This window comes from Paenibacillus sp. p3-SID1389 (genome assembly GCF_025151705.1).
Lineage (GTDB): Bacteria > Bacillota > Bacilli > Paenibacillales > Paenibacillaceae > Fontibacillus > Fontibacillus phoenicis.
This window is the reverse complement of the sequence record NZ_JALXVO010000069.1, coordinates 1-19,562: the sequence shown is the minus strand read 5'-3', so window position 1 is coordinate 19,562 and position 19,562 is coordinate 1. Positions and strand designations below refer to the sequence as shown.

Genomic DNA, 19,562 nt, shown 5'->3' with positions numbered 1-19,562 from the left:
CCTGAAGATGAAGGACACGCTGTGCTAAAGGCACCAACTGGGCTGTGTTCTCATACGCTTTAGCACGAATATTTTGTAAGCGTAAAGTCCACACTGGAACTGAAACTGTAGCCCCTCTTGGCAAATCATCAAATTATGGTATAATGTTTATAAAGTCAAAGAAAGTCAAAGTCAACAGAACAGAACCGGATCACAGTGCGCCCTATAGGTGATTACCTGCATCCGGTGCGATGCTCTTAGGCCATGACAGCGTCCGTTCTTGATGATGCGATGTGCCTCGCGGGCCATGACCAATTCGACGCGATAAGCATCTTATGTCATAGCAAGCGGCCAGCATCCGTTCTTGACGATGATATGTGCTTCTTCGCCCATGGCAAGCAACCGATTTTGACGATTGCGATGTGCCTCCAAGCCAAGACGCGCATCCATTCTTGACGACTTTTAGTGGTGTCAAACCGCAACATGAGATACACGTATGGAATAATGGAGGATGAGTGATGCGTAATATCTCCGATATCATCGAAAAATATCTCAAGAGTATTTTGCATGAAAGTCCTGAGGGGATTATAGAGATTCAACGTAACGAACTTGCCGACCAATTTTCCTGCGTGCCGTCGCAAATTAACTATGTCATCAGCACCCGTTTTACTCTGGAGAAGGGGTATCTGGTCGAGAGCAAGCGCGGCGGTGGCGGTTATGTTCGGATTCGGCGCCTGCAACTGCCGGGACCATCATCGCTGCACACCCACTTGCATGAATCGATTGGGGAAGAGATCGGGCAATCTGCGGCGGAAGGATTGATTTATCGCCTGGAGGAAGCCCGTATTTTGACCCCTCGGGAGGCCGCAATGATGCGCTCGGCGATATCCCGCGATGTGCTGGCAGTGAAACTGCCGTATCGCGACCAGATCCGGGCAAGAATGATGCGAGCGATGTTAATCTCATTGTTGAGTTAACAGCATGATGTAACACAAATACAGGTTTAAGGATCTGCTGTCTTAGTCTATCCCGTAAGGAGGGACGTGCGATGCAATGCCAAGAATGCGGCAAACGCCCGGCAACCTTGCATTTTACGAAAATCGTGAATGGTGAGAAGACGGAGTTTCACTTCTGTGAAACCTGCGCCAGGGAAAAAGGGGAGCTGATTCCCGGCACCTCGGGCGGCTTTTCGATTCATAACCTGCTGTCGGGCTTCCTTGATTTAGGCCCGGCGACCAAAGGTCAGATTTCCGGGCACAGCACACCAGAACATCTGCGCTGCGAAGAATGCGGTATGACGTATTCCCAGTTCAGCAAAATCGGGCGTTTTGGGTGCAGTTCTTGTTACAAATATTTTAATGATCGTCTGGATCCGCTGTTTAAGAAGGTCCACGGCAATACCGTTCATGTCGGGAAGGTGCCAAAACGGATCGGCGGTCATATTCAAGTAAAACGTAAGCTCGAGGATCTTCGCCGTGAGCTGCAATACCGGATCCTCCAAGAGGAGTTCGAGGTGGCAGCAGCGCTGCGGGACCAAATTCGCGAGCTTGAGAAGAACTTATCTGCAGAGTAGGAGGGATGTAGGGTGACCAATCTCCGATTTACCGAACAGCCGCTGAGCGAATGGATGAGCCGCAAAGGGAAAGAGTCCGATATCGTTATGAGCAGCCGGGTACGGATCGCCCGCAACATCCTGCACCATCCCTTCCCGATGTTGGCCACCAACACGCAATCGGAAGAGGTGCTGAAGCTTCTGCAGGGGGTTCTAAGCGATAAAGCACTCCAGGCTCACGGCAAGCTATACCCGGTGCTTCTTGCAGACTTGGATGAATTGGATAAACGAGTACTGGTTGAGAAGCATTTGATCAGTCCGAACCTGGCGAATGACTCCAGAAATGGAGCGGTCTTCATCAGCGAAGATGAGAGCCTGAGCATTATGGTGAACGAAGAGGATCATTTGCGCATCCAGTGTTTATATCCGGGGCTCCAGGTTCAAGAGGCTTGGGAAAAAGCGACGGCAATCGACGACATTTTCGAATCCCATGTGGATTATGCCTTCGACGACCGGCGCGGATACTTAACCAGCTGTCCGACGAATGTAGGAACCGGACTTCGTGCTTCGGTCATGATGCATTTGCCGGCACTGGTGCTGACGCAGCAGATCGGGCGGATTTTATCTGCGGTATCGCAGGTCGGCTTAACTGTCCGCGGGATCTACGGCGAAGGCAGCGAAGCGATGGGTAACTTGTTTCAAATCTCAAATCAGATTACACTAGGACAAAGCGAAGCTGAGATCATCGAAAATTTATACGGCGTGGTTCTGCAGATCATTCAGCATGAGAAGACGGCGCGTGAGAAGCTGATCAGCGAATCGCGGCTGCGCATGATGGACCGGGTGATGCGCTCCTACGGGATTTTGTCCCAGGCGTACATCATCGACTCGAAGGAAGCCGCCCAGCGGCTGTCGGATGTCCGGCTCGGCGTTGACTTAGGGTTAATCGAAGGCGTATCAACTCAAGCGCTAAATGAATTGAACGTCATGACGCAGCCCGGTTTTTTGCAGAAGAAATTTAGCAGCAGCATGTCCCCGGGGGAACGGGATATGTACCGCGCCAAACTCATTCGGGAACGAATGGGAAAATAACGGGTAGTACCAACTATGGAGGTGTAGGAGAAGATGATGTTTGGAAGATTTACGGAGCGTGCGCAGAAGGTGTTGGCACTAGCTCAAGAAGAAGCCGTAAGACTCGGACATAACAATATCGGTACAGAACACGTACTGCTCGGCCTGATCCGTGAAGGCGAAGGCATCGCCGCCAAGGCACTGATCGGATTGGGTCTGGGACTTGAGAAAATACAGGATGAAGTGGAAACGCTGATCGGCCGCGGACAAGAGCAACCGACCAATATCGCTTATACACCGCGTGCCAAGAAAGTGATCGAGCTGTCCATGGATGAAGCGCGTAAACTCGGCCATACGTATGTTGGGACAGAGCATATTTTGCTCGGCCTGATTCGTGAAGGGGAAGGCGTAGCGGCCCGCGTCCTGAACAACCTTGGCATCAGCTTGAACAAAGCGCGCCAGCAAGTGCTGCAGCTACTGGGCAGCAGTGAGGCCGTATCCAGCCATCACGGCACCCCAACGAACGTGAATACCCCAACGTTGGACAGCTTGGCCCGCGACTTGACAGCTGCGGCTAAAGAGGGCAATTTGGATCCGGTGATCGGCCGCAGCAAAGAAATCGAACGGGTGATCCAGGTGTTGAGCCGCCGGACGAAGAACAATCCGGTGCTGATCGGGGAACCCGGCGTCGGGAAAACAGCCATCGCTGAAGGTCTCGCGCAAAAGATCATCAACAACGAAATTCCGGAGACGCTGCGTGACAAACGTGTCATGACGTTGGATATGGGCTCCGTCGTTGCGGGGACGAAATACCGCGGTGAGTTTGAGGACCGCTTGAAAAAGATCATGGACGAAATTCGCCAAGCCGGGAATATCATCCTCTTTATCGACGAGCTGCACACGTTGATCGGAGCCGGCGGCGCAGAAGGCGCCATCGATGCTTCGAACATCTTGAAGCCGGCGCTGGCACGCGGCGAGCTGCAATGCATCGGCGCAACCACGCTGGATGAATACCGGAAATATATCGAAAAAGACGCCGCGCTGGAACGTCGCTTCCAACCGATCACGGTGGATCAGCCGTCGGTCGAAGAAGCGATCCAAATCCTGCACGGGCTGCGTGATCGCTATGAAGCGCACCATCGCGTGAAAATCACCGACGAGGCGATCGAGCAAGCGGTCAAATTGTCCGACCGCTACATCCAAGACCGCTTCCTGCCGGACAAAGCGATCGACCTGATTGACGAGGCGGGGTCTAAAGTAAGGCTCAACTCGTACACGGTACCGCCGAATCTGAAACAGCTGGAAAGCCGCCTGGAGGACATCCGCAAGGAGAAAGACGCGGCGGTGCAAAGCCAGGAATTCGAGAAAGCGGCGGCGCTTCGTGATACAGAACAGAAGATTCGCGAAGAGCTCGACACGACGAAGAACCAATGGAAAGAAAAACAAGGACGCACCGATTCCGAAGTTACGCCGGAGGATATCGCCCAAGTCGTTGCCAGCTGGACGGGAATTCCGGTTAACAAGCTGAAGGAAGAGGAAACCGAACGCTTGCTCAATATGGAGAAAATCCTGCATGAGCGTGTCATCGGGCAAGAGGAAGCCGTGAAGGCGGTCAGCCGGGCGATCCGCCGGGCACGTGCAGGACTCAAGGATCCGAAGCGTCCGATGGGCTCCTTTATCTTCCTGGGTCCAACCGGGGTAGGTAAAACCGAGCTGGCTCGCGCACTTGCCGAAGCGATGTTTGGCGACGAGAACGCCGTGATCCGGATCGACATGTCCGAGTACATGGAGAAACACTCCACAGCCCGTCTCGTTGGCGCACCTCCAGGATATGTCGGATATGAAGAAGGCGGCCAGCTGACCGAGAAAGTGCGCCGCAAACCGTATTCCGTTGTCCTGCTGGACGAAATCGAGAAGGCGCATCCGGAAGTGTTTAATATTCTGCTGCAAGTGCTGGAAGACGGCCGGTTGACCGACTCCAAGGGCCGTGTGGTCGATTTCCGCAACACGCTGATCATCCTGACCTCGAACGTTGGTGCCGAAGCGATCAAACGCAATACACGTCTCGGATTCACCGCGGTTCAAGATGCGGGCGCGGATTACGAGAACATGAAGGGCAAAGTGATGGAAGAGCTGAAGAAGAGCTTCCGTCCGGAGTTCCTGAACCGGATCGACGAAATTATCGTCTTCCATTCGCTCGAGGAGCAACATATCGGTCAAATCGTCACACTGATGTCCGAAGAACTGCGTAAACGCCTGCGCGAATACGATGTCGACTTTACGCTGACTGATCGGGCGAAGGCGTTCCTGGCGAAGGTGGGCTACGATCCTGCGTATGGCGCACGTCCGCTCCGCCGGGCAATTCAGAAGCATATCGAAGACCGCCTGTCCGAAGAACTGCTGACCGGCAACGTGAAGAAAGGCGACTCGTTGACGATTGACGAAGAAAATGGTGAACTGAAGGTCGAACGTACGGGAACGTTCATCAAAAATGCGTAACTTGTGTAAAAAAATGTAGTTAAATTCTACAAATCCGTAACGTTAAAGCCGATGAAATAAGTGAAAGGCAGCTTCCAAAGCGATGCTTTGGGGCTGCCTTTTTTAAATCCTGCCGCCATGGCGGCCGTGGTCTCTCATAGCTTTCGATCAAAGCGAAAGGGTGGTAAAATTTTAGTAACCCTAACGATACGGTGTCTGCTAAGTCTGTAAAATATTGCAGAGGCGAGAAGGAGAGATAAATGGTTAAAGTAAAACATAAGTTTTTTTGCTCCGATTGCGGTTATGAATCGCCCAAATGGTATGGAAAATGCCCGGGCTGCGGCGCTTGGAACTCCATGGTAGAAGAAGTGGAGAAACCCGTCAAAACGCAGGGAATGACTTCCGGGATTTTTCATGCGAAAGAAAAGCCGGAATCGATCATAAATATAGAGAGCGGCAAAGAACCGCGAATTCAAACGGGCATCGGGGAATTAAACCGGGTGCTTGGCGGCGGTGTCGTGCCGGGCTCGCTGGTCCTGGTTGGGGGAGATCCCGGTATCGGGAAATCGACCCTGTTGCTGCAGACCTCGCATGAAATGGCGCGCAGCGGCCTGAGAGTCTTGTATATCTCAGGGGAGGAATCCGTCCGCCAGACGAAGTTACGGGCGGAACGGTTGGGAACCTTGTCTGCGGAACTGTTCGTCTTGTGCGAAAGCAGCATGGACGGGATCGAAGAAGCGATCGAACAGGTCAAACCGAATTTCCTGGTGATCGATTCGATCCAGACGGTTTACTTGCCGGAGGTTACCAGCGCTCCCGGAAGTGTATCACAGGTGCGGGAATGTACTGCAAGGTTTATGCGGATTGCCAAAGGGCAAGGCATTGCCACGGTGCTGGTCGGTCACGTGACCAAGGAAGGGGCGATCGCAGGACCGCGTCTGCTGGAGCATATGGTCGATTGCGTGTTGTATTTCGAAGGCGAACGGCATCATTCCTATCGGCTGCTTCGGGCCGTGAAGAACCGCTTTGGTTCGACTAACGAAATTGGCATTTTTGAAATGAACGAATCCGGCCTGGCGGAGGTGGCAAATCCGTCGGAGCTGTTTCTATCCGAACGGCCGCTCGGCGTGGCGGGCTCCACTGTCGTTGCCAGCATGGAGGGGACGCGCCCGATGCTGGTCGAGCTGCAGGCCTTGATTTCAGCCACCCATTTTCCTTCGCCAAGACGGATGGCCACGGGGGTAGACTATCAGCGGATGAACCTGATTATCGCCGTCCTTGAGAAGCGAATGGGGATGTTCCTGCAAAATCAGGACGCTTACGTCAACCTGGCCGGCGGGGTGAAGCTGGATGAACCGGCGGTCGATCTGGCCATCGCGGTAAGTGTAGCTTCAAGCTTCCGCGACATCCCAACGAAGCCGTATGACGTGTTCTTTGGAGAAGTTGGTTTGACCGGCGAAGTGCGGGCAGTTTCCCGGGCGGAGCAACGCGTGAAGGAAGCGGCCAAGCTGGGCTTTAAACGAGTCATTTTGCCGGAGAAGAGCATGAAAGGGTGGAAAGGTCCGCAAGGGATCCAATTAATAGGTGTAAATACCGTTGCAGATGCGCTAGCTGTTGCGTTAGATTAGGGGGCATTAGATGATGAAGGAAACTACCCATGCAGAGAAAATGAACGAATTGCTGAAACTTGTCGCACCGGGAACGGCTTTTCGTGACGGACTCGAAAACGTGTTACGGGCCAAAACCGGTGGTCTGATTGTTGTTGGTTACAGCCCGGAGGTCATGGAAGTCGTTGAGGGCGGCTTCTCCATCAACTGTGATTTCTCGCCGAACTATCTCTATGAGCTGGCCAAAATGGACGGAGCCATTATCCTTAGCGAAGACTTGAAGCGAATCCTGTATGCCAATACTCAACTTATCCCCGACTCCTCGATCGCTTCCTCGGAGACAGGGATCCGGCACCGTACGGCCGAACGGGTGGCCAAACAGACCGGCAAGCTGGTCGTCTCCATCTCCCAGCGCCGGAACATTATCACGCTGTATCAAGGGGGATTACGGTATGCCCTGAAGGAAATCGGCGTGATCCTGACCAAGGCGAACCAAGCGATTCAGACGTTGGAGAAGTACCGCTCCGTTCTGAATCAAGCCTTAACGAACCTGACGGCCTCCGAATTTGAGGAGCTTGTATCCTTGCCAGAGGTGATCAACGTCATTCAACGGGTGGAAATGGTCATCCGGATCAAGATGGAGATCAAACGGTTCATCAACGAATTGGGGACCGAGGGACGTCTGATCAGCATGCAGATGGAGGAACTGGTCAGCAACATGGAGGAAGAGGCTTGGCTGCTGTATAAAGACTATGCCAAAGAAGACTCCGACGAAGCGATCCGAGAAATTATTATGGGGCTGAAACGCTCCACCGACGATGAGCTGCTGGATGATAACCATATCACGAAGCTCTTGGGCTATCCTTCTTCCGCCGCGACTTCGGAGGAGTTGATCTCACCGCGGGGATATCGCGTGTTGAACAAAATTCCCCGTTTGCCTAATGTCATTATTCACAATCTGGTCGAACGGTTTGGCCGCTTACCCAATGTGATGATGGCCAGCATCGAGGAGCTGGATGAAGTCGACGGGATCGGCGAGGTGCGGGCACGCTCCATCAAAGAGGGGCTCAAACGCTTGCAGGAACAGGTGTTCATTGACAGACAAATCTAAATCACCTATCATCAATGAATGGTTCAGGAATATCTACTCGAGGTGAAGAGATGATTACAAAATCCCTTCCGAACCTTTTTACATTAGGTAACTTGGTTCTCGGAATGCTGGCGATTTTGCTGGCAATGGAAGGCCGATTTAGCTTGGCCGCCATTATGGTAATTGTCGCTATGCTGCTCGATGGTTTAGACGGACGGGTCGCCCGTGCGCTGAACGCTCAAAGCGAGTTCGGCAAAGAGCTCGATTCTTTATCAGATCTGATATCATTTGGTTTGGCTCCAGCACTGATTATGTACATGATTTCTTTTCACAGCCTTCCTTCCGGCGTCGCTTGGGCAGTCACGATCATCTTCCCGATGTGCGGGGCGTTGCGGCTGGCCCGGTTTAACGTTCAGAAGGGGGCTCCGGGCTATTTCATCGGGTTGCCGATTCCGGCTGCAGGCGGGGTTCTGGCAACACTGTCGCTGTTTTACCGGGAAATTTCGGCACCATACTTTGTGGTATCCATGATTCTGTTATCGTATTTGATGATTAGCACGGTAAGATATCCGAATTTCAAAAAGATCGGCTTACCAAAGAGAACCATCGTGTATACGCCGCTGGTTGTAATTTTTGCGGTGGTGATCGCCGTCGTATTTCCGGATCAGACAGCGAAGTTGATTTTTATCCCATTGGTCATTTACGCGGCATACGGTCTTCGGCAGAACATCAACCGGCTGCTTCGCCGCAAACATCAGGACGATGAAGACAATGATGCTCAAGAAGCGTATCGTCCCAAACGATGAGAATAACCAAACAACCCCACCAATAAGAAAAAAGGCATGGATCTCCCGCGGGCGGAAAGGATCGATGCCTTTTTGATTTCCTCTTACGATTGCATTTTCCCCATTACCTAAGTACAAGATACGCTTACGATAAGTTAAAAAAACCCAGCGTGGCGCATTTTTGCGATTCGCGCTCCACGATCTCTTCCATGTTAATATCCAGCAAATTGCAAAGGGCGGACATATAGAAAAGGTTGCGTCCAAGCTCATTAGTAATGACATCCCGGCAATTTTCGCACAGCTCACCATGGACGTGCTTGGCGATTGTTTCTTTCGCTTGCTGCAAATTCATGCCTGGTTCGAAGTCTTGTTTGGTGGCGTGCAGCTCGATGCAACCGCATTCGGTTACGGATTTGGTCACGGAACGGACGGCAGCGGCGTTGGTTTGTCCCATCTTCGACAAGACATCCAACAGGCTGCGGTGACGGAGCAACAGTTCAGAAACTTGGTCTTGAAAAGACTGTAGGCTTGGTGCGCTCATTTTCCATCCACCTCAATATTATGAATTGAATTCATTATATTCCACCTTTTCCTTCAAGATCAACCTGAAATCCCATCGTTATGGGGTGCATTTGGATTTTCGTTGGTACTTTTTTGGAAAAAAGTGAGGGTCCAGGATTAGGTGCTCTGAAATTGGTTCATACTGGCTAAAGAAGATACTTATTCAGGAGGTGAAGAGAGACGTGCTGAAAAAATACTCGATGATTCTAGCTGGTTTATGCGGGGCCTGGTTCGGTTATACGACCGGCGGCTTGTCCGGTGTGTTACCGGGGGCTGCGAGCGACTGGTTTCGCGAAATGAACCCGATCGCAGCTAATTTGATCTGGGCTGCGGCTGGTGCGCTACTGTTCTTGTTCCTGTTCTCTATGGCTGCAGACGTCGTTTCTTCCAAAGTAAAAACATGGATTGCCGCTTTAACGCGGATCCCGATGAATGAAATGGCTGCCGGTGCGGCCGGTTTGACTGCGGGACTTCTTCTTTCCTTAATGGTCTACCCCCTGCTGTCCTGGCTCGGCACGCTGGAGAGCATGGCGCAATTCGCGGTATCGGCGCTGTTTGGCTACATTGGGCTCTACGTTGGGCTGGCGAAGAAGGAAGAGCTGTCCTCGCTTTGGAAGTCCGGTAAATGGGGGGCTCCCGCTCCGGAAGAGGAGCGCTGGGCAGAGGAACACAAAATTTTGGATACGAGCGTGATTATCGACGGACGAATTGCCGACATCTGTAAAACCGGCTTTATCGAAGGAACGATTGTCATTCCGGAGTTCGTACTGGAGGAGCTTCAGCATATCGCCGATTCCTCGGACTTGCTCAAGCGAAACCGCGGGCGGCGGGGGCTGGATATCCTGAACAAAATCCAGAAAGAGCTGGATGTTAAGGTTATGATTTATGAAGGGGATTTCGAGGAAATCTCCGAGGTGGACAGCAAGCTCGTCAAACTGGCCAAGGTCCTGCAGGGGAAGGTCGTGACGAACGATTTTAACTTGAACAAGGTGTGCGAGCTGCAGGGCGTATCTGTGCTGAACATCAACGATTTGGCCAATGCGGTCAAACCGGTCGTGCTGCCTGGTGAAGAAATTATGGTTCAGGTGATCAAGGACGGCAAGGAGCATGGACAAGGGGTCGCTTACTTGGATGACGGGACGATGATCGTCGTCGAAGGCGGACGCGACTACATTGGCACCATTACGGAGGTGCTGGTGACCAGTGTGCTGCAGACCTCGGCGGGACGAATGATTTTTGCCAAACCAAAACTGTTGGAAAAAGCCCAGTAATTCGGTATGATGGAATTAACTGCGCTGCACTAGCTGCGGTGCGGTTGAATTCAGTTAAAGGTGAGGCAGATCATGATAGGGTTGCAAGCAAGCGGCGATACGGGAGTCATCGTGGTGGCGGCAGGCCGCGGCACACGGATGGGGACGGTGGAAAGCAAGCAGTATCTTCTGCTGGACGGGAAGCCGATCTTTATTCATACGCTGGAGGTGTTTCGGCGTCATCCGTTGATCTCGCAAATCGTGCTTGTCACCGGGAAGCAGGATGTGGACCGGTGCCGGTCATGGATTGCCGAATATGGCACAGGCGAACAAATACAAATTATTCCGGGCGGGGCTGAGCGTCAAGACTCGGTGCGCCAAGGCTTGCTGCATCTCAGCACGCCTTGGGTACTGGTGCATGACGGCGTCCGCCCTTTTGTCACGAGTGAGCAGATAACGGCTTGCTGCGAAGCCGTAAGAACGCATGGCGCGGCCGTCCTTGCCGTACCGGTGAAGGATACGATCAAGCAGGCGGACGCGCAGGGCTTTGTCGCAGCGACCCCGGACCGGCGCAGCCTGTGGGCGATACAGACACCGCAGGCTTTTCGGCGTACCGACCTGCTGGCGGCCCATGATCGGGCCGTCGAGGAAGGCTTCGTCGGCACCGATGACGCGATGCTGGTCGAACGGCTGGGCATCCCCGTCAAGCTGGTGGAAGGGGCCTATGACAATATTAAAATCACGACGCCCGAGGACCTGGATTATGCGGAGTTTGTCCGGAGGAAGAGGCAGGGGTAAAGTTCATCGCGGAGCGACTGAGTGAATTCAAGATTCAATGTCGAGTTCACCTCCTCGAGCTGCTTCGTGATTAAAAGATGACTGGGAGAGGGTAGAGGATGTTTAGAGTAGGACAAGGCTTTGACGTGCATCAGCTCGTGGAGGGCAGGCCGTGTATTATCGGTGGGGTGCATATCCCATATGAGAAAGGCTTGCTGGGGCACTCGGACGCCGACGTGTTGTTGCATGCGATCAGCGACGCCATTTTGGGGGCGCTGGGGTTAGGTGATATCGGCCGCCATTTTCCGGATACCGATCCGGCGTTTAAAGATGCGGATAGCGTGGTATTGTTGCAGCGAGTATGGGATATGGCTATTGAGAAAGGGTACCGCATCGGCAACCTGGACGCAACGATTATTGCACAAAAACCGAAGATGGCCCCGCACATCCCGCAAATGGTGGAGGTTATTGCCCGCACCCTGGGCGCCGAGCCGGAGCTCATTAACGTAAAGGCTACGACCACCGAGCAGCTCGGGTTTGCTGGACGCGGTGAAGGCATTGCGGCGCAATGCGTTGTCTGTCTGGTTCAGAATATGTTATCATCATAAGCTTGTGAGGTAGTATTTTCGCTAAAGGATAGAGCCTTGACGGCAACGTCTTAAAACTAGGGAGGGGATTGGAATGGCTGAAGTACGCGTGCGCTATGCGCCGAGTCCAACGGGTCATTTACATATTGGGAACGCCAGAACGGCGTTATTTAATTATTTGTTTGCCAGACATCACGGGGGGAAATTCATCATCCGCATCGAAGATACGGATGTGAAGCGCAACGTGGCCGGCGGTGAGGAGAACCAGCTGACCTACCTCAAGTGGTTGGGCATGGATTGGGACGAAAGCGTAGATGTCGGCGGGAACTACGGACCGTACCGGCAAACGGAGCGTCTGGATTTGTATCGCCCGCTGGTGCAGGATTTGCTGGACCGGGGGCTTGCTTATCGTTGCTACTGTACGGAAGAAGAGCTCGAGAAGGAACGCGAGGAGCAGATGGCTCGCGGCGAGACTCCGCGATACTCCGGGAAATGCCGTCACCTGACGCCGGAGCAACTGGCTGCATACGACGCGGAAGGCCGCCAATACAGCATCCGATTCCGTGTACCGGAAGGCCGTACGTTTACGTTCGACGATTTGGTGAAAGGGCCGATTTCGTTTGAATCCGACGTCAGCGGGGATTTTGTCATTGTGAAAAAAGACGGCATCCCAACCTACAACTTCGCCGTAGTGCTGGACGATCATCTGATGAACATCACGCACGTGCTGCGCGGAGAGGACCACGTGTCCAATACGCCTCGTCAGTTAATGATCTATGATGCGTTTGGTTGGGAACCGCCGGTATTTGGGCATATGACGCTGATCGTCGGGGAGAACCACAAAAAGCTAAGCAAACGCGACGAATCGGTCATTCAATTTATCGAGCAGTACGATCAGCTCGGTTATTTGCCGGAAGCGATGTTTAACTTTATCGCCCTGCTTGGCTGGTCGCCGGAAGGGGAAGAGGAGATTTTCAGCAAGGATGAGCTGATTTCGATCTTCGATGCGAACCGTTTATCGCGCAGCCCGGCGGTGTTTGATACGAACAAGCTGGCGCACCTGAACAATCATTACATCAAGAACGCCGATCCGAAGCGGATCGCTTCGCTGGCTATCCCGCATCTGCAACGGGCTGGACGGCTACCGGCCGAGCTGTCGCCGGAGCAGCAAGCATGGGCCGAGGCGCTTGTTGCGTTGTATCAAGAGCAAATGACAGCTGCTTCAGATATCGTGGAGCTGTCGGAGTTGTTCTTCCGCAGCGAGCTGTCGGTGGACGAAGAAGCAGCTGCCGTGCTGGCCGAGCCGCAAGTGCCAAGCGTGCTGTCGACGTTCTTGGCTAAGGTTGAAGGCCTTGCCGACTTCAGCGTGGAGAACATCGGCGCCGCCATCAAAGAGGTGCAGAAGGAGACGGGCAGCAAGGGGAAAGGCCTGTTCATGCCGATCCGCGTGGCGTTGACCGGCCAAATGCATGGCCGTGACTTGAACCAGACGATTTTCCTGCTGGGCCGGGACAAGGTCGTTGATCGGTTGAAGGCGCGGATCGCCGCTTTGTAGGGCGCCGGGCGGCTAGGTCAAAGCTGACTTGGGAGAAGAGTTCACACGGTGCATATCGATATTGCGCTAACGCTTGCCACAGCACTTATTTAGGCGAAACGAACGAGTTTTCTGTTCTAAAACGCTTGTCAGTGTGCTTATTGTGGCAAATTATGCTCATATCCTTGCTGAAATCAAGGAATAAGGTGTCTGGCAAGCGTTAGCGCTGAATGTGCCCCTTTTTTGCTCGATTAGCGTCTGTGATCAGCGTTAGAGAGGGAGAAATTTTTTCGGCTGCCATTGTCAGTAGGACGTCCATTAGGTAATATTAATGCAGATAGACCTTACAACTAGAGGAATGGCGGAAGACCGCCGCCTTGAGAGCCAAACGGCATAGATCGGGAGAAGTACGCGATCAGCCGTATCGACCAGAGAGGATAACCGGGACCCTTCAGAGCGGACCACGCAAAGAAGATACCAGGCTGGAAGTTATCCGGATACGTGCTGGCGGAAATGCACCCGGGAGCCGCGAATGCGAACACGCCTTGAATGAGGCGAAGGTAGCTTTCGCCGTTTTGTCCGCGTTAAGGACCTTAAGAGGGAGGAGTCGGCTTAGGACAAAGGCTTGATTGAACCTGTGATGGGCATCAACCGGCCCCTGAGGCTAACTCATCCAAAGCAGAGTGGAACCGCGTCGTCAGGCGTCTCTGCAGCGTAAGCTGCAGGGGCGTTTTTTTTTAGATATCAGAAAGTATAAACTTCGGGGGATTGGCATCCTGATATCGCAAGAAAAACTTCCGCTAAACTCGGTCTGTCTACTTTGAATGTACGTCGATAGACGTTTTTCTTATTAGGTATCTGTTTGCGATAGGAAAAGAAGGTGGGGAAGACTATGTTCAAGAGAATCCGATCCGATATCCAGGCGGTGTTCGACAACGACCCGGCGGCACGCAGCTGGTTCGAAGTGATCTTTACCTATTCCGGTCTGCATGCGATTTGGAGCCACCGGATTGCGCACTTTTTCTATCGTCACCGCTGGTATACGACGGCACGCATCATTTCGCAGGTCAGTCGCTTTTTTACCGGCATTGAAATCCATCCTGGAGCGCGAATTGGCAATCGGCTGTTCATTGACCATGGCATGGGCGTCGTCATTGGGGAAACTTGCGAAATCGGGGACGATGTGGTTATCTATCAGGGAGTCACGCTGGGCGGCAGCGGGAAGGAAAAAGGCAAACGGCATCCAACCGTCGGCAACAATGTTGTGATCGGTTCCGGGGCGAAGGTGCTTGGTTCGTTTAAGATCGGAGATCAGGCGAACATTGGAGCGAACTCGGTTGTCCTGAAGGAGGTACCTGCCGGCAGCACCGTGGTTGGCATCCCGGGGAAAGTGGTTCGCCAGGACGGAAAACGTCTGGACCGGCTCAGCCATCAACTGCCGGACCCGGTGGTCGACGCGATGCGCGAAATGCAGCGTGAGATTGAGCAATTGCGCAGCGAAGTTCGAGAGCTCAAGCAACAGCTGCGCGAGAAGCAGCCGACGGAGATGTGAACGGGTGCTGGCGGTCGAGCTTCCCGCGTCTAGCGGACTCTAGAGACGTTAATGTACTGGAATACGGGCTGTCTCAAACCTAACGGACAGAGATGACGTTATTTGCCCAAGATTGCTCGCTCTGTATGGGATTTTGGCGGAATAAGGCCGCTGGAGTCCGTTAAACCGGGAAATCCCCGGGAAATGAGACAATAAGGTCTCTGAGGTCCGTTAGCGATGGGGACCGATTCGACGCCGAGCCCACCCTTTGAGATACATCGTGATGGGAAGCCGATTGGAAAACTACCACAAGAAATCAACCTTACAGGGAAGGAAAGTGTAGTATGGGATTGCAGATCTATAACACCCTCACCCGGGCGAAGGAAGAGTTCGTCAGCCTGACGCCGGGGAAAGTGAAGATGTATGTTTGCGGACCTACCGTATACGGTTATATTCATATTGGAAATGCGCGGCCGATGATCTTTTTTGATGTGGTGCGCAGCTACCTGGAGAATCAGCGATACGACGTGAACTACGTCGTGAACTTTACGGATGTAGATGACAAGCTGATTCGCAAAGCAGAAGAGATGAACCTCACCGTGCCGGAAGTCGCCGAGATGTTCATTAAAGCCTATTACGAGGATCTGGACGGGCTGGGGATTCCGCGCGCCACAGCAAATCCGCGGGTTACGGAGAACATGGATGTGATCATCAACTTTATCCGCGACCTGGAGCAAAAAGGATTTGCCTATGAAAGCGGCGGGGACGTATTTTTCCGTACGCACAAATTCCCGGAATACGGCAAGCTGTCCGGTCAAAATATCGGCGAGCTGCAGTTCGGCATCCGCATCGACGTGGACGAACGCAAGGAACATCCGGAGGATTTCGTGCTCTGGAAAGCGGCCAAGCCCGGCGAAATCCATTGGAGCAGCCCATGGGGCGAAGGCCGTCCCGGCTGGCATATCGAATGCTCGGCGATGTCCCGGCAGCTGCTAGGGGACACGCTGGATATTCACGGCGGGGGCCAGGACCTGCAGTTCCCTCACCATGAATGCGAAGTCGCGCAGTCGGAAGCCGCCACTGGCAAGCCGTTGGCCAGATACTGGATGCATAACGGATATATCAATATCGACGGGGAAAAAATGTCCAAATCCCTGGGCAACGGCGTACTTGTCAAGGACTTGCGCGCACAATATAAACGGGAAGCGATCCGTTACTTCATGCTGTCGACCCACTATCGCAATCCGCTGAATTTCTCGGAAGAGACGATGCAGCAAGCTGAGCGCAGCGTGGAACGGATCAGCAACGCCGCGAACAACCTTCGTCATCGGCTGAATACGGCACCGCAGGGCGGCGAAACGAAGGTTACGCCGGAGTGGGCAGAGAAGCTGGAAACGATCCGCAATTTGTTCCATGCCAAAATGCAGGACGACTTCAACACCCCGGACGCGATTACGGCGGTGTTTGAGTGGGTGAGCGAGGTGAATGCGCTGCTGCAGCAGCCGGTGACGGCACGCGGCGATCTGGAAGCGGCGCTGCAGTTGTTCGAGGAGATGAACGGCGTGCTGCGCATCGCTTTGCCGCCGGAGACCGAACTGCCCGGCGAAGAGATCGAGGCGCTGATCGCGGAGCGGGCCGAAGCGCGGAAGGCCAAAAACTGGGCGCGCGCGGACGAAATCCGCGACCTGCTGGATGCCCGCGGCATCGTGCTCGAAGATACGCCGCAGGGCATGAGATGGCGGCGCAAATGAGCGGGCCGCATGAGCCAAGGGCCGGCGCAGGCGACCGGCATGGCCTAGGCACAGACGCCTGGCCGGGCCAAGACGCCGCCGCAGCGGCGCGGCCAGACCTAGCGGCTGAGGCGCCCAGCGCCGCCGCGCAATCCGCGGCTCCCGAGCCGCCGCGCGCCCCAGAGGGCGGTCCTGCGGCCCCCGAGCTCGGCGCACCCGCCGCGCTCTGGTTCCCGGATCCGCCCGCCAAGCCGGCTCGGCTGCTGCCGCCGCTCGCCCTCGCCTACATCGGCGACGCCGTCTACGAGGTCGCCGTCCGCCAGCACGTGATGGCCCGCCCGAACTTGCGGCCCCATCACCTGCATGGCCAATCGACGAAGTACGTCTCGGCCAAGGCCCAGGCGCGGCTGCTGGAGCGAATCGAGCCGCTGCTCACAGAAGAAGAGAAAGACGTTGTCCGCCAAGGGCGCAACGCCAAATCCGGCACGGTGCCGAAGAACGCCAACGTGCAGGATTACCGCCTTGCCACCGCTTTTGAGAGCTTGGTCGGTTATCTGTATTACACCGGAGCGCATGACCGCCTCCGCGAGTTGATCGCCCACGGGTTTGCCGATTTGGAGGACAATCGGGACCGTGACTAACAACGCGTTACCATTGCATAGGAGGATTCCGATGGAGGAACAAGAATGGATTGGCGGCAAGCATTCGCTGCTTGAAGCGCTGCATGCTGGCCGCACAATCAATAAAATATGGGTAGCCGAAGGCGCCCAGAAGCATCTCACCCAGCCGATCGTGGCTGAAGCGAAAAAACACGGCATTGTCGTGCAATTTGTGGACAAGCGCAAGCTGGACCAAATGGCGCCGGGCTTGCAGCATCAGGGCGTGGTCGCTCAAGTTGCCCCTTACGCCTACGCGGAAGTGGACGATTTGCTAGCCCGTGCGCAGGAACGCGGGGAACCGCCTTTCTTGCTGATTCTGGACGAGATCGAAGACCCGCATAATCTGGGCTCGATTCTCCGGACGGCAGAGTGTACCGGGGTGCATGGAGTGATCATTCCTAAACGCCGCTCGGCGGCGGTGACTGCCACCGTATCGAAAACCTCGGCCGGAGCGGTGGAGTACGTTCCCGTGGCACGAGTAACGAATTTGGTTCAGACCATGGAGCAATTGAAGGAAGCAGGCGTATGGATCGTTGGTACAGACGTAGGCGCAAAAGAAGAGATGTACCGCAGCGGCAACGTGCTGACTGGGCCGGTGGCGATCGTCATCGGCAATGAGAACAAAGGTATGGGGCGCCTCGTTCGGGAAACGTGCGACGTCCTGGTCAAGCTCCCGATGAACGGACGGCTCAATTCCCTGAACGCCTCGGTTGCCGCCGGGGTCATTATGTACGAAGTGCTGCGCAGACGACGCGCTGAAGGATAAAGGCATGCGCGATGTGCGCGATGTGCTATTGGTTGACGGATACAATATGATCGGCGGCTGGCCCGAGTTGGCGGAACTGTCCAAGCGGGATCTGCAAGCCGCAAGGGACAGGCTGCTTGAGCGGCTCGCCGATTATCAAGCTTTTTCCGGGAGAAAGGTGATCGTCGTCTTTGATGCTTATCGGGTTCCGGGGCTGGGAAAGTCCTATACCCAAAACAAGGTGGAGCTGGTATTCACCAAGGAGAAGGAAACGGCGGACGAATGCATTGAACGGCTGGTCGGCGAGCTGAGCCACCGTCGCCGGCAAATCTATGTTGCCACGAGCGATATGGTGGAGCAGCATGTGATTTTTGGACAGGGCGCACTGCGGATTTCGGCCAGGGAACTCTTGATCCAGGTGGAGCAAAGCGAGAAGGAAATCCAGGCCAAAATCGCTGAGCGCAGCGCCAATTCCAGCCGCAATACGCTGGATGCCAAGCTAAGTCCGGAGCTGAGACAGTTGTTTGAACGATGGCGTAGGGAATGAAAGGGCATTCTCGAGTTCTACTACCATATACCCTTGACAAAGTTCGACTTTACATCTTTTGGTACTTTTGCGGTTGACGCTAGTATGCACCTTCATATATACTGTTCGTATTACTTGAATGAGTGACGGGGAACCGTGCGTTGCGGCCGGAGGGATTTGTGGTGAGTGTCAAACTCGATACATGGGTAAGGTTTGACTATGAGATCCAAAGTGACGAAGACATTGTCGAGGCGGTTCGGGAAGGCGACAGTGAAGCGTTGGAATACTTGATCAACAAGTATCGGAGCTTCGTGCGCGCTAAGGCTAGGTCTTATTTTCTCATCGGTGCCGACCGCGAAGATATCATACAGGAAGGCATGATCGGACTCTACAAATCGATCCGGGACTTTCGGGGGGATAAGCTTGCTTCGTTCAAAGCGTTCGCGGAGCTGTGCATTACGCGCCAGATCATTACCGCGATCAAGACGGCAACGAGGCAGAAGCATATTCCGCTGAATTCGTACGTTTCCTTGGACAAGCCGATCTACGATGAGGAATCGGACCGAACGTTGCTCGACGTCATTTGCGGCTCTCAGGTGAGCGATCCGGAAGAATTGATCATCAACCAGGAAGAGTTTACCGGCCTGGAGGACAAGATGTCCGAGATCCTCAGCGATTTGGAGCGCAAAGTGCTTATGCTGTATTTGGACGGAAGGTCCTATCAGGAGATCGCGGTGGATTTGAATCGCCACGTCAAATCGATCGACAACGCCCTGCAGCGCGTCAAGCGCAAGCTGGAGCGTTATCTGGAAGTTCGCGACGGCGGTATCTGAACTTATTCTTTTCATCGTAACGCTACATACCATTCAATAAGCAGACCCAAGGGTGACCTGGTTGCAGGGAACCCTTTTTTTACCACGACGACACGGTTCTTTACTTCCCCCACCAGAGGCGAAGCCGCACGGATTCGCTTGATACATCTGCTTTTTCTCCTTCACTTTGCTGAAGGGTTGTCCCCATCGATTTCTCTCCCCAGGGTTTATCTTCCAAAATCGTGAGCTATACTGTAAATAATCGTAGAGCATTAGCAGGATGCCTCG

At 54.0% G+C, this 19,562-nt stretch carries 19 protein-coding genes; 17 read left to right on the top strand and 2 right to left on the bottom strand.

Annotated features, from left to right (window positions below; genetic code table 11):
* The first annotated feature begins 497 nt into the window (after window positions 1-497).
* The 7 genes from M3G15_RS19565 (at window position 498) to pssA (ending at window position 8,583) form a co-directional block, all read left to right on the top strand.
* Window positions 498-956 carry a CtsR family transcriptional regulator gene (locus tag M3G15_RS19565; RefSeq protein WP_260071826.1) on the top strand — a complete coding sequence of 153 codons (459 nt, stop codon included), beginning with the start codon at window positions 498-500 and terminating at the stop codon, window positions 954-956.
* A 71-nt stretch (window positions 957-1,027) separates the two neighbouring features.
* Window positions 1,028-1,552 carry a protein-arginine kinase activator protein McsA gene (mcsA, locus tag M3G15_RS19560; RefSeq protein WP_016310686.1) on the top strand — a complete coding sequence of 175 codons (525 nt, stop codon included), beginning with the start codon at window positions 1,028-1,030 and terminating at the stop codon, window positions 1,550-1,552.
* Window positions 1,553-1,564: 12 nt separating this feature from the next.
* Window positions 1,565-2,623: a protein-arginine kinase McsB gene (gene mcsB / locus M3G15_RS19555; RefSeq protein ID WP_009226606.1), complete on the top strand. Its 1,059-nt coding sequence runs from the start codon at window positions 1,565-1,567 to the stop codon at window positions 2,621-2,623.
* A gap of 33 nt (window positions 2,624-2,656) precedes the next feature.
* Complete coding sequence (gene clpC, locus M3G15_RS19550) at window positions 2,657-5,101, top strand: ATP-dependent protease ATP-binding subunit ClpC (RefSeq protein WP_260071825.1); 2,445 nt, start codon at window positions 2,657-2,659, stop codon at window positions 5,099-5,101.
* A gap of 239 nt (window positions 5,102-5,340) precedes the next feature.
* A complete protein-coding gene (gene radA, locus M3G15_RS19545; protein WP_009226608.1) occupies window positions 5,341-6,708 on the top strand; it encodes a DNA repair protein RadA in 1,368 nt (455 codons plus the stop codon).
* Window positions 6,709-6,721: 13 nt separating this feature from the next.
* Window positions 6,722-7,798, top strand: a complete 1,077-nt coding sequence (gene disA / locus M3G15_RS19540; protein WP_036646422.1) for a DNA integrity scanning diadenylate cyclase DisA — start codon at window positions 6,722-6,724, stop codon at window positions 7,796-7,798.
* 50 nt (window positions 7,799-7,848) lie between these two features.
* On the top strand, window positions 7,849-8,583 hold the full coding sequence (gene pssA / locus M3G15_RS19535) for a CDP-diacylglycerol--serine O-phosphatidyltransferase (protein ID WP_009226610.1): 735 nt from the start codon (window positions 7,849-7,851) through the stop codon (window positions 8,581-8,583).
* Between the two features lie 124 nt (window positions 8,584-8,707).
* Here pssA and M3G15_RS19530 read toward each other — a convergent pair whose 3' ends face one another.
* Window positions 8,708-9,103, bottom strand: coding sequence for a nucleoside triphosphate pyrophosphohydrolase family protein (locus M3G15_RS19530; RefSeq protein ID WP_009226611.1), 396 nt, complete (start codon window positions 9,101-9,103; stop codon window positions 8,708-8,710).
* A 202-nt stretch (window positions 9,104-9,305) separates the two neighbouring features.
* Between M3G15_RS19530 and M3G15_RS19525 the strand changes: the two genes are divergently transcribed.
* From M3G15_RS19525 to sigH, 10 genes are all read left to right on the top strand, one after another.
* On the top strand, window positions 9,306-10,394 hold the full coding sequence (locus M3G15_RS19525; protein WP_009226612.1) for a PIN/TRAM domain-containing protein: 1,089 nt from the start codon (window positions 9,306-9,308) through the stop codon (window positions 10,392-10,394).
* A gap of 72 nt (window positions 10,395-10,466) precedes the next feature.
* Window positions 10,467-11,171 carry a 2-C-methyl-D-erythritol 4-phosphate cytidylyltransferase gene (ispD, locus tag M3G15_RS19520; protein WP_260071824.1) on the top strand — a complete coding sequence of 235 codons (705 nt, stop codon included), beginning with the start codon at window positions 10,467-10,469 and terminating at the stop codon, window positions 11,169-11,171.
* 98 nt (window positions 11,172-11,269) lie between these two features.
* On the top strand, window positions 11,270-11,758 hold the full coding sequence (gene ispF, locus M3G15_RS19515) for a 2-C-methyl-D-erythritol 2,4-cyclodiphosphate synthase (RefSeq protein WP_260071823.1): 489 nt from the start codon (window positions 11,270-11,272) through the stop codon (window positions 11,756-11,758).
* A gap of 73 nt (window positions 11,759-11,831) precedes the next feature.
* On the top strand, window positions 11,832-13,292 hold the full coding sequence (gltX, locus tag M3G15_RS19510; protein WP_009226615.1) for a glutamate--tRNA ligase: 1,461 nt from the start codon (window positions 11,832-11,834) through the stop codon (window positions 13,290-13,292).
* Window positions 13,293-14,163: 871 nt separating this feature from the next.
* Window positions 14,164-14,823 (top strand): serine O-acetyltransferase, encoded by a 660-nt coding sequence (cysE, locus tag M3G15_RS19505; protein ID WP_036646399.1) that lies wholly within the window; start codon window positions 14,164-14,166, stop codon window positions 14,821-14,823.
* A gap of 323 nt (window positions 14,824-15,146) precedes the next feature.
* Window positions 15,147-16,553 carry a cysteine--tRNA ligase gene (cysS, locus tag M3G15_RS19500; protein WP_260071822.1) on the top strand — a complete coding sequence of 469 codons (1,407 nt, stop codon included), beginning with the start codon at window positions 15,147-15,149 and terminating at the stop codon, window positions 16,551-16,553.
* A 242-nt stretch (window positions 16,554-16,795) separates the two neighbouring features.
* A complete protein-coding gene (locus M3G15_RS19495) occupies window positions 16,796-17,173 on the top strand; it encodes a Mini-ribonuclease 3 (protein WP_009226618.1) in 378 nt (125 codons plus the stop codon).
* A gap of 31 nt (window positions 17,174-17,204) precedes the next feature.
* Window positions 17,205-17,957, top strand: coding sequence for a 23S rRNA (guanosine(2251)-2'-O)-methyltransferase RlmB (rlmB, locus tag M3G15_RS19490; protein ID WP_009226619.1), 753 nt, complete (start codon window positions 17,205-17,207; stop codon window positions 17,955-17,957).
* A gap of 4 nt (window positions 17,958-17,961) precedes the next feature.
* On the top strand, window positions 17,962-18,483 hold the full coding sequence (locus M3G15_RS19485) for an NYN domain-containing protein (RefSeq protein WP_016310701.1): 522 nt from the start codon (window positions 17,962-17,964) through the stop codon (window positions 18,481-18,483).
* Between the two features lie 158 nt (window positions 18,484-18,641).
* Window positions 18,642-19,295 (top strand): RNA polymerase sporulation sigma factor SigH, encoded by a 654-nt coding sequence (gene sigH / locus M3G15_RS19480; RefSeq protein WP_009226621.1) that lies wholly within the window; start codon window positions 18,642-18,644, stop codon window positions 19,293-19,295.
* 33 nt (window positions 19,296-19,328) lie between these two features.
* Here the strand turns inward: sigH and M3G15_RS19475 are convergent.
* A partial coding sequence (locus M3G15_RS19475; RefSeq protein ID WP_260071821.1) for a hypothetical protein occupies window positions 19,329-19,562 on the bottom strand: 234 nt, incomplete at its 5' end.